The following is a 3,736-nucleotide window of genomic DNA, read 5'->3' as shown; positions in this document are numbered from 1 at the left end:
GTGGAGATTGAGGTTAGATAATGATAAAAAGGATTAGCGAAAGTTAGTCCTTTTATTGATTTTTTATTTCAAAAATTGTATAATTGAAAGAAAAAATTTTTAGGAGATTTAATGAGAATAAAAAAAGAGTACATGTATGTTAGTTTACTAATATTTGGAATGTTTTTTGGTGCGGGTAATTTAATATTTCCACCATTTGTAGGAAAAGAGGCAGGAAGTGCAGTATTTATTTCTATGTTAGGGTTTGGGATTACGAGTACTTTTACAACGATGTTAGGTGTTTATCTAGGTTTTGAAGAAAATATAATGGAGAGAATATATAATAAGCTAGGAGTAAAATTCACTAAATTAATTTTTAGTTTAGCTTGTTGTTCTATAGCCATAATAGCAATTCCACGTGCAGCTTTAACTCCTTTTACTATGATAGTTACAGAAGAAGTTGCTCTAGATAATAATATTGAAATTTTTAAAATATTATACATCATATTATTTTTCTCTATTGTTTATTATCTATCATATAATCAAAGTAGTATATTAACAGTAATAGGTAAAGTATTAATACCTATATTATTAACTTTAATCTTTATTATTACTATTATGACATTTGCTACTCAGAAGTTAGAGTTTTTACTTCCAAATGAAATGTATCAAAATTTACCTATATTAAGAGGATTTTTACAAGGATACAATACTATGGATAGTTTAGGTTCAATAATAGTAGGAATAACAGTAGTAAATATCATTAAAAATAATTATAATTTAAAAGAAGGTGAATTAAAAACTTATGGTAGAGTAGGTGTAATATTTGCAGGAATTTTAATGTTTTTAATTTATTTAATACTTGGAGTTATTAGTGCAGGATTATCTAAAAATTATACAAATGCAACTAATGGTGCAATAATATTAAAAGAAATAGTAAGACTTTTATTTGGAAATTTTGGAATCTTTGTTTTAGTATTAGTATTTTCTGTAGCATGTTTAACAGCTTGTATTTCTATACTTACTTTCTCAAGTGAATTTAATTATAAAGCGTTTAGTAAGTTTAAATATGATCAATGGTTGAAATTTTTAATAATTTTATCATTATGTTTATCAATGTTAAGTTTAGATCTTATATTAAAACTTTCAATACCTATACTTTTATTGGTATACCCAATAATTTTATCTATATTATTATTAGAAATAATAAATGAGAATGATAACAGAGTGTATAAAATAACTATGGTATTTTTGATAATTTTAAATACTATAACTGTTATTAATTCTATGTTCTTTAAATTAACAGTAATTACAGAACAATTAATGAAATTACCATTTTATAATGACAATTTTTCTTGGGTAATTCCAACAATTATACTGTATGTTATTTTAAAAATAATTTCTTCTATAAAGAAGCAAAAAAATTAGTTTTCATTTACAAATTAGACTTGTTGACAAAAAATATGATAAAGTAGTATAATATTTAAAAGGTTATATAATTAAAAATAGGAGAATAATAGATGAAGAAGTTATTATTAACTTTATTATTAGGTATGATGTCATTTTCAGCAAGTTTAACAGGACCAAGATATAGGGTTGAAGGATCTTTTAGTGCTTTACCTGTTATAGTTCCTGCAAGTGGTAGTTTTGTAAAAGTTTATGTATATGTTTCAGCGTTAGGTTCATTTTTACCTGAGTGGAAATCTCAAATTAATGATAAATTAGATATTACATTTGGACCTAAAATTACAGCAGGTATCACTAATAAGATAGGAGGAGATAAAATTAACATTTTTCCTAATGTAGTTTTAGGTATTGAAACAGATTTTAATTATAAATTAAAAGAAAATATTAAAGTATACTCTTCTATGGAAGTTGGATTGGGTGTAGGTGCAGATATAGAAAAAAATAAAGATATAATGGTTGAGCCAGCACCATCAATTATACTTAAATTAGCATTAGGAGCTAAGATAAATGATAAGTATAATGTAGGAGCTTATATGGGATATGGTAAAAGTTTCCTTGGAATAGAATTTGGATATACATTTTAATTAATATTTAAACAGTAGTATTTATACTACTGTTTTTTTAATATTTAAATTTAAAAGTAAGCTATGGATATGAGAAGAAATTAAGGTATTTAGATATAAATGTAAAGGGAAAGTATAGTTCTTTTGAAGCATGGCATTGGAGTAATATGCTAGGACAAAGAGAACATAGATATGAAATAGAAGGAAAACTAAACTATGATTTAGGAAGAAAGTTTACACTAATTACAGACTTTGATACATATATATCTACCTGGTTTTCAGGAAGAGGAAAAAGATCTCTCCTTATGGATTAGAATAAAATACAATAATACTTTAATAGAAAGAGAAGATTACAAAGATAATATACTAACAGGAATAAACATAAGTCATTATCATTTAAGAAATCAAGATCTTATTTGCTCAAAGGAATTAATTTAAATTTCTATTTAAACAAATTAAAACACAAATTATATAAAGCAAAATTCAAAAGAAATATTAGAACTAAATAATAAGATAAATACCTTAGATACTAAAGAAGATTTGAAAAAAATTATGGATAATTTCATGGATCCAGAAACACACAAACATTTTTTACTAATGAACGGAGATAAAATAGAAGCATATGTTGCTTATATGAAAATATATAAGTTAGCAAAGATATAAATAACTATATAGCATTTAAAACATTTGAACTTTTAATAGCTGTAAGAGATAAAATTAAAATTATAGTTTTTAGTGATAATGTTAAAAATAAAGATATGCTTACAAAAAATATCTTATATGATTTTAGAAAATATTATCCTAATGTAGATCTAAAGCTAAAAGTTTCAGGTAAAAAATACTACGATAGATATATAGTAATAGATTATGGAATAGAAAATGAAGCTTTTTATGTGGAGCATCTTAAAGAATGGTAATAAACGTGAAACAAAGATAAAGCTATTAAACAAGGGAGAATACAAAGGAGTTCATGAGTTAAGGGGAGAGCTAAACTATGGCTTAGAGGTTAAAGAAAATGGTAATACAACATTAAAACATGAACCAGAGATAAAATTAGGAACAACAATTAATGTAACAGAAAAATTATCATTACTTTCAGATAATTCAAACAAGGTAACATTGGAGCATAAGAGTGATAATATATCTAATCTTACAACAATAAAGAATGATTTTAAGACAACAAATAAGATAAAAGTAAAAATGTCAAAAGGATTAGACTTAGAGACATTAGCAGAGTACAAGTTAGGAGCAGACTTTAAGACAAGTAATAATGGTAAAGAATATACACATGCTCTACTAACAGGAGGAACTCTATCAATAAAAAAAGAGATAGAAGAAGTAAATGTAGAAAGTAAAATAGAAGGAAGATACCTATTTGACACAAAACATAAACCAACAGAAAAAGCAAATGATCTAAGACATCAAGGATTTGTATGGACAGAAAATAAGGTAGGCTATGAGTTTAATGATAACAATAAGCTAGAAGGAAAGCTAAACTTATACAACCAAGTACACTTACATACAAACCCAAGCTCATTAGATAACACTAAAGACTTCTATGATGTATTTTTAGCAAACATATTATTAAACTATACAAACATAAATGGAATATACACAAATGAATTAAGCTTAGATGCAAAATATGGCTTAGACGCAGTATTCAAAAAAGATAATGCTTCTAAAATTAATGATATGGGAACCTATCAAGCCCTAAGTTTAGATTTTGG

Annotated in this window: 5 protein-coding genes and 1 pseudogene; all 6 read left to right on the top strand. The window is 25.0% G+C overall.

The window, feature by feature from the left end; all coding sequences use genetic code 11:
* The first annotated feature begins 111 nt into the window (after positions 1–111).
* Entirely contained in the window at positions 112–1,407 is a 1,296-nt protein-coding gene (gene brnQ, locus BUE91_RS06185; RefSeq protein WP_073508298.1) for a branched-chain amino acid transport system II carrier protein, read from the top strand.
* Between the two features lie 92 nt (positions 1,408–1,499).
* Positions 1,500–2,030, top strand: coding sequence for a hypothetical protein (locus tag BUE91_RS06180; protein ID WP_073508297.1), 531 nt, complete (start codon positions 1,500–1,502; stop codon positions 2,028–2,030).
* A 146-nt stretch (positions 2,031–2,176) separates the two neighbouring features.
* Positions 2,177–2,323, top strand: coding sequence for a hypothetical protein (locus BUE91_RS07180; RefSeq protein WP_180370681.1), 147 nt, complete (start codon positions 2,177–2,179; stop codon positions 2,321–2,323).
* A gap of 226 nt (positions 2,324–2,549) precedes the next feature.
* Positions 2,550–2,672, top strand: a complete 123-nt coding sequence (locus tag BUE91_RS07540; RefSeq protein WP_257615462.1) for a hypothetical protein — start codon at positions 2,550–2,552, stop codon at positions 2,670–2,672.
* Between the two features lie 95 nt (positions 2,673–2,767).
* Complete coding sequence (locus tag BUE91_RS07375) at positions 2,768–2,926, top strand: hypothetical protein (protein WP_206598270.1); 159 nt, start codon at positions 2,768–2,770, stop codon at positions 2,924–2,926.
* Positions 2,901–3,736: pseudogene (locus BUE91_RS06175) on the top strand (hypothetical protein); the annotation flags it as partial. The gene BUE91_RS07375 and the pseudogene BUE91_RS06175, both read left to right, overlap by 26 nt.

The organism is Streptobacillus notomytis (assembly GCF_001902585.1).
Taxonomy (GTDB): domain Bacteria; phylum Fusobacteriota; class Fusobacteriia; order Fusobacteriales; family Leptotrichiaceae; genus Streptobacillus; species Streptobacillus notomytis.
The sequence above is the reverse complement of the archived record's forward strand: the minus strand, read 5'-3'. Positions and strand labels throughout refer to the sequence as shown.

Bases quoted from the DNA above. Each gene is read 5' to 3' on its own strand.
- brnQ (WP_073508298.1), top strand. From the start codon at position 112: ATGAGAATAAAAAAAGAGTACATGTATGTTAGTTTACTAATATTTGGA.
- BUE91_RS06180 (WP_073508297.1), top strand. From the start codon at position 1,500: ATGAAGAAGTTATTATTAACTTTATTATTAGGTATGATGTCATTTTCA.
- BUE91_RS07180 (WP_180370681.1), top strand. From the start codon at position 2,177: ATGCTAGGACAAAGAGAACATAGATATGAAATAGAAGGAAAACTAAAC.
- BUE91_RS07375 (WP_206598270.1), top strand. From the start codon at position 2,768: ATGCTTACAAAAAATATCTTATATGATTTTAGAAAATATTATCCTAAT.